Source organism: Bacillus cereus group sp. N6 (assembly GCF_016483705.1).
GTDB classification, from domain to species: domain Bacteria; phylum Bacillota; class Bacilli; order Bacillales; family Bacillaceae_G; genus Bacillus_A; species Bacillus_A wiedmannii.
The window spans coordinates 1-6479 of the sequence record NZ_JAEHBI010000096.1; the positions used below are offsets into that span (position 1 = coordinate 1).

Consider the following 6479-nt stretch of genomic DNA (forward strand, 5'->3'; position numbering starts at 1 on the left):
CCCGGTGCAATACCGGACTCACTTTTATCAAGCTGCCTAATGAAATAACCGTGTCTAACTTTTAGGGGTCACTTCACCTATAAAATATAGACAGCAGCTTTTTTTGCATACTCATTTTGTAACTAATAAACAGCAATTGGCCCATAAGGACCATTGATAATTTCTATTTTTGTTTCAAAAATATCTGTCAAAAGTGTTGGGTCCATAACCTCTTCCACTGTTCCAAAAGCAGCAATTTGTCCATCTTTCATAGCACAAATTTTATCAGAGTATTTAGCTGCAAAATTTATGTCATGCATAACAGTCAAAATTGTTCTTCCGAATTCATTAGCTGCACGTCTCAAATGCTCCATCATTTGAACAGAGCGCGCAACATCAAGGTTGTTCAGAGGCTCGTCCAATAGCACATATTCAGTCTCTTGGCACAATACCATCGCTACATATGCCCTTTGTCTTTGACCACCAGAAAGCTCATCTAAATATCTATTCTCTAAACTAGTTAAATCTAAGAAATCGATATATTTAGAAATGATAACCTCATCTTCTTTAGTTAATCTTCCTTTTGAATAAGGAAAGCGCCCAAATCCAACTAGTTGTCTAACGGTAAGCCTCGTTACAAAATGATTTTCTTGTCGCAATATAGTCAAAATTTTTGCTAAGTCTTTTGATTTGGATTCAGAAACATCCATATTCGCTACTTGAATTTGGCCTTCATCCATATCTAAAAGTCTTCCAATCATCAATAGTGTCGTAGACTTTCCAGCGCCATTTGGTCCAATTAAAGAAGTAAAGCCCGCTTTTGGTATTTCAATATCCAAAGGTCCTATTTTCACCTTATCAGTATAGAACTTTTTAACATTATCGATTTTTATCATAAAGCCCTCTTCCTTAAAACTATAGTTAAGAATATGATTCCACCAAATAATTCAATAATAACTGAAACTACACCTTGAGCATGGAATACATGATACATTAAAAAGTATGCACTCGTCATTATTAAAAATCCTATAGCAAAAGCCATTGGGAAAATATATCTATGATCATAAGTTGACGCCGCTTGATAACTCAAAGTTGCTACTAAAAAGCCGTAGAACGTAAGTGGCCCAATTAGAGCTGTTGAGATAGACATTAAAATAGCTACTAACACAAGCGTATAAATTACACTAGGTTGATATTTAACCCCAAAAGAAGTAGCAACATCCTTTCCTAGTGACAAAACATTCAACTTCTTAGAATGAGCAAAAATTAATAACGCTACAATTATGATCATAGGAATTACAACAGGAAAATATGCAGGGTCTGCATGATTAACAGAACCAAATAATCTCGCTTGTAAAATATCAAATTCTGAAGGCGCAAGTAGTTTTCTCATGAAAGTTGACACAGAATTTAGCCCGGTGCCAATAATAATTCCAACTAAAAGCATAAGTTGTAAATTCCCGTATTTACCGGAAAGTAACCATCCATAAAGTATCAAACTCATGAAGACCATCACAACAACTTGAAATAAAAATGACCCAATTCCATTAAAGTTTATTAATGCACTAGCACCAAAAAAGAATATTGTACTCGTTTGAATTGCTGAATAAAGTGATTCGAAACCTAAAAGTGAAGGAGTAATAATCTTATTGCTCGTAATAGATTGGAAAGCAACTGTCGATAAGCTATGGCAAACTGCAGCAATAATCATTGCAACAATAGCTACTATCCGTCTCTTAACAACCGGGATAAAAGAAGGTGAATCTATCGGAACTGGATTGTTATAAACTAAAAGTCCATATGAAGAAAGGAGACCTAAAGCAATCAATGTTGTCAGTACAATCCAATAACGTCTTGCCTCCTTCTTAGAACGAAAAGCACTAGCTGATCTACTTTCATTATGAAGGCTAGAATCGACTTCGACATTTTCTTTATTTCTATAATCTAATGTGATCATCGCAGCCTCCTTGGTTTTCTTTGTCTCAATAGAATAGTAATAAACACGACCGCTCCCACTGTTGCAAGTATTAAAGAAACAGGGACTTCAAAAGGCTTTATAATTGTCCGAGAAATGATGTCACAGGCAGTGATTGTCCCCATTCCAATCACACAAACCCAAGGTAAATTACTTCTAAGATCATCCCCTCTAAACATGGAAACAATATTTGGCACAATTAATCCCAAGAAAGGTAAGTGTCCAATAACAGCTGCAACAATTCCAACAGCAACAGAGATAAGACCAGTCCCAAAAAGAACAATTCTATTGTAATTAACGCCAAGGCTTGTTGCGACATCTTCTCCTAGTCCAGCTAAAGTCAATCTATTAGCATACATAAAAATAAGCAAAGTAACGATAACAATCAGCCATAAATATTCATACCTTCCCACCTGAATGTTAGCAAATGAACCTACGAACCAAGTTTCAATACTTTGCGTCATTTGAAAAAGAAGTCCCAAAAAAGTAGACACTGCAGAAATAACTGCTCCAAGCATCAATCCAATAATCGGGACAATTAAAGACGAACGAAGCTTAACTCTTCTTAAAAATAGAAAGAAAATCATAGTTCCTATAAAAGAAAAAATGATTGCACCAGTCATTCTTTGAACTAAAGTCGGGGCAGGAAATAATAAATACACAAAAAGCAGGCCTAAGCCTGACCATTCAATCGTCCCCGTTGTAGTAGGTTCAACAAAGCGATTCTGTGTAATGAGTTGCATTACGAGTCCTGCCATCGCCATTGCAGCTCCAGTAAGCATTAATGCAACTGTTCTTGGAACACGAGTGATGAAAAACATCTCCATTCCGTCCTCTTGTCCACGTATATCATAAACTCCAGTAAACAGTGATATAATCCCTAAAATTATAACAACTATAACCGCTATTATAAAAGGTTTTGTCCATATTTTATTGTGATTATAAAACTGGGGTTGAGAAATATTCTCAACCCTAGAAATCATATTTTTTGACACTGTTTCGTACCCCTTTACACTACTTAGCTAAAGTTTTTGCAAGATTTCCAAATAACTCTACATAAGTCTGAATTGATTCATTTGTGTAAGTATCTTCTGGTGCATAAACAACTTGTTTTTTAGAAACAGCAGTTGTGTTTTGAAGAGCTGGTGATTTAGAAATAACATCCTTAGCAGGTGTTGACTTAGCTGCATCAGATGTTGCAGCATCACGATCTAATACGAAAAGCCAATCAGGATTCGTTTGTGCGATAGCTTCAACAGAAACGTCATCACCTTTATGACCTGCAGTAGAATTTGAAACTTCTAATGCTGGAGTCCAACCGAAAATTTCATACATAGGTCCCCAAACGCGACCAGAGTGCGGCGCAGCAAAGCCAATATTTCCACCAGTAACGATAACACTCATAACTTTATCTTTTCCGTTATAAGCAGATTTTGCTTTTTCAATAGATTTATCGAAATCAGCTACTAATTGTTTAGCTTCTTTATCTTTAGCAAAGATTTTTCCTAAAGTAGTTGTAGAATCTTTAAGTCCTTTTACTAAGTTTTCTCCAGGCTTAGTAGCCTTCTCAGAAACATCAAAATTAAGATCAATAACAGCTGCATTTGGCACTAATTTTTTGATTTCTTCGTAATGATCAGCAAATCTTTGACCAACGATTACAAGGTCAGGGTTTGCCGCTGCAATGATTTCAAGATTTGGTTCGCGGTGATTCCCGATATTTTTAACTGAATCATCCTTTTTATATGCTGAATCCGCAGGCATGATATCCTTTGGAGCAGCCGCTAATTTAATTCCCCAATCAGCTAAAGTTTCAAACGTTCTATTATCTAAAGCAACTACATTCTTTGGATTTACAGGGACTTTAACAGTTCCATGAGCATCAGTGATTTCAACCGTTTTTGGTTTATCACTACTATCACCTTTATTAGCTTTCGAAGTTTCCTTACTTGAATCTGAGCAAGCTACTAACATTAAAGTGAAAATTGCTAGAATACTTACTAATTTTAAAAGCATAGTTTTTTTCATACGTATACTCCTTATTATGTAATTTAGTTCGAAAATGATGACGTCCATAGATTGAATTAGATAGTAACTTTCATGTATCTAAATTGCTATTGATAATCATTTTCATTTGAACATCCTGTAAATAAGTATAGTCATTAATTCTGTGAAAATCTTGTGAATGGTGTGAGTTAATAAAATTAAAAATAAATTTGATACGGTCTCCACCAAATCCATCCCCACACGTACTAACTGATAGGTTCACACCTTATAAACCATGATTTCTACTGCAAAACAATGACCATTTCCTAATAGCAATCTTCTTTTTATAGTTTCCTTCTTTTCATATTTCACAGAAACTATTTTATTATCTTATTTTTATCATTCAACCATTGAATAGCCTCTGCCATGTATCGTTTGAATATACCTGTCTCTCTTCTCACACTTTAACTTTTTTCTTACATACCCAATATATAAGTCTACTACATTTGGATTCACTACTACGTTATATCCCCAAACTTGATTTAAAAGCATTTCACGGCTCAATATTGTATTTTTATTCTTAATTAAAAATACAAGTAAATCGTACTCGCGCTTCGTAAGCGAGAGATTTTCGCTACCTTTTTTCACAACATTGCTAGATGTATCAACAAAGAGATCTTTAAATTGAAAAAAGTTTGTCTCATTTTGCTGGATATAGTCAGTTCTCCTTAAAATAGCTTGAACCCTTGCTACTAATTCTTCTTTCACAAATGGTTTTCTAATATAATCATCTGCTCCTGCTTGTAGCCCTGCTATGCAATCCTTACTAGAAATATTGTCAGTCACAATAATGATCGGTGTCGTTTTAACAAGTCGTATTTGTCTACAAATTTCTGGTCCCGATATACTTAATGAATCCCAATCCAATATGATAATATCCCAATCTTGTTCATATGCTATATTTAAACCTTGGTTTTCATTGTGAAGTTTTAAAATGAAATGGCCCTCTTGCGTTAAACCGCTTACGATTTTTTTTGCTAAAGACCGTTCATTCTTAATTACTAACACCTGCCTCACCGATGGTTCACCTCTACTTCAATTTATCTCAAAAAAACATTTTTAAATTTATAAATATGAAACCCCTAAAAAAGGCCATTGTAACAGCTTATTAGGAGAACTCTATATAATCTTACAATAGATATGAATAGAAACACAAAGGATATGAAGATTTAAATACATATTATGTAATCATTAAAGGTAGCTATAGTATCTACCTGTTTATCAGCAATAACTATTTCTTCATTTTCTGTTTCAGGGGTACCACCCTCCCCCATCAACTTAAGCATTTTATAAACCGCAAAACAAAAAGAACCATAACCCCGCCAATCTGGCAAAGTTATGGTTCATATCATACAAAATAAAAAAACCACCAAATATGTATTGGTGGAGACGGTGGGAGTCGAACCCACGTCCAAAAATATCGGCACTTAAGCTTCTACGAGTGTAGTCGATATATTAGCATTTCGCGAACTCTTCGGCCTATCGACAGGCTTCCAAGTTGCTAGTCTGATTGTTCTCTTCCTTCGCCCTCAGACGGCGAACTCCGGCGTAGTCCACTTAGTTTGAGTCCCTTACCCTACCACATGGACGATGGAGGGAGGAACCTTTAGTGCAATTAAGCAGCTAAAGAAAGATTGTTTTGTTTGCCAATTATAGGCTTTGACGTTTTAACGAGGCCGATCCCCTCGACTCGCAACCTAAGCTCGAACTATCCCTGTCGAATCCGTAACGTCCCCATGATAAAAATGGAGCATACGAAGAAATATCGTGATAGCTACTAAGAGCTGTTTTTCAATGTGCAACAATCTTACATAAGTTATTATAACATACGCGCGTCGTTTTACAAATGTAAATATCTGTATTACATCTTTTGACGATCACGGAACGCGCGTGCAATTTCACGTTTTGCTTCTTTCTCTTTTAAATCGTTACGCTTATCATATTGCTTTTTACCTTTTGCTAAACCAAGTGCCATTTTCGCGAATCCATTTTTTAAATAAATTCTAACTGGAACTAATGCATAGCCTGTTTCTTTTGAAGCACCCGTTAACTTTTCAATCTCTTTTTTATGAAGAAGTAACTTTCTCGTGCGAAGCGGATCATGGTTGAAACGATTCCCTTGCTCGTACGTACTAATATGCATATTATGTACCCATACTTCACCATTATGTACACGTGCAAACGCATCTTTCAAGTTCACGCGTCCAGCGCGAATCGACTTAATTTCCGTTCCTTGAAGGACAAGCCCTGCCTCGTATGTTTCTTCAATGAAATAATCATGAAATGCTTTTTTATTTTGTGCAATAACCTTACCTGAACCCTTTGGCATATAACGTCCCTCCTCTATTTTTACTATTGTAACAAATGTTAATAAAAAGCGAAAGTGGCTCGCTCAGAATGTAAGGTGGATGGAGCTTCTGACCTTGAGGCGCTCTTTGCCTCTCGGGAAGAAGCGAAGCCGCCGAACATTCTAGCCACT

The 6479-nt window shown here is 35.8% G+C and carries 6 protein-coding genes and 1 other RNA gene; all 7 read right to left on the bottom strand.

Features of this window, described 5'->3' with window-relative positions:
* Positions 1–122 precede the first annotated feature (122 nt).
* The 7 genes from JDS99_RS29400 to smpB all read right to left on the bottom strand — a co-directional run bounded on the left by JDS99_RS29400 (position 123) and on the right by smpB (position 6329).
* A complete protein-coding gene (locus tag JDS99_RS29400) occupies positions 123–875 on the bottom strand; it encodes an iron ABC transporter ATP-binding protein (RefSeq protein WP_000590056.1) in 753 nt (250 codons plus the stop codon).
* Entirely contained in the window at positions 872–1936 is a 1065-nt protein-coding gene (locus tag JDS99_RS29405) for an iron chelate uptake ABC transporter family permease subunit (protein WP_087983991.1), read from the bottom strand. Before JDS99_RS29405 ends, JDS99_RS29400 begins: the two co-directional genes overlap by 4 nt.
* A complete protein-coding gene (locus JDS99_RS29410) occupies positions 1933–2949 on the bottom strand; it encodes an ABC transporter permease (RefSeq protein WP_046960060.1) in 1017 nt (338 codons plus the stop codon). The genes JDS99_RS29405 and JDS99_RS29410 overlap by 4 nt, the downstream gene beginning before the upstream one ends.
* A 19-nt stretch (positions 2950–2968) precedes the next feature.
* On the bottom strand, positions 2969–3982 hold the full coding sequence (locus JDS99_RS29415) for a siderophore ABC transporter substrate-binding protein (protein WP_097906735.1): 1014 nt from the start codon (positions 3980–3982) through the stop codon (positions 2969–2971).
* Positions 3983–4339: 357 nt separating this feature from the next.
* A complete protein-coding gene (locus JDS99_RS29420; RefSeq protein ID WP_199696306.1) occupies positions 4340–5017 on the bottom strand; it encodes a winged helix-turn-helix domain-containing protein in 678 nt (225 codons plus the stop codon).
* 364 nt (positions 5018–5381) lie between these two features.
* Positions 5382–5736: a transfer-messenger RNA gene (gene ssrA / locus JDS99_RS29425) on the bottom strand.
* A gap of 125 nt (positions 5737–5861) precedes the next feature.
* Positions 5862–6329, bottom strand: coding sequence for an SsrA-binding protein (smpB, locus tag JDS99_RS29430; RefSeq protein WP_001123908.1), 468 nt, complete (start codon positions 6327–6329; stop codon positions 5862–5864).
* Between the last annotated feature and the right edge of the window lie 150 nt (positions 6330–6479).

Bases quoted from the DNA above. Each gene is read 5' to 3' on its own strand.
- smpB (WP_001123908.1), bottom strand. From the start codon at position 6,329: ATGCCAAAGGGTTCAGGTAAGGTTATTGCACAAAATAAAAAAGCATTT.
- JDS99_RS29405 (WP_087983991.1), bottom strand. From the start codon at position 1,936: ATGATCACATTAGATTATAGAAATAAAGAAAATGTCGAAGTCGATTCT.
- JDS99_RS29400 (WP_000590056.1), bottom strand. From the start codon at position 875: ATGATAAAAATCGATAATGTTAAAAAGTTCTATACTGATAAGGTGAAA.
- JDS99_RS29415 (WP_097906735.1), bottom strand. From the start codon at position 3,982: ATGAAAAAAACTATGCTTTTAAAATTAGTAAGTATTCTAGCAATTTTC.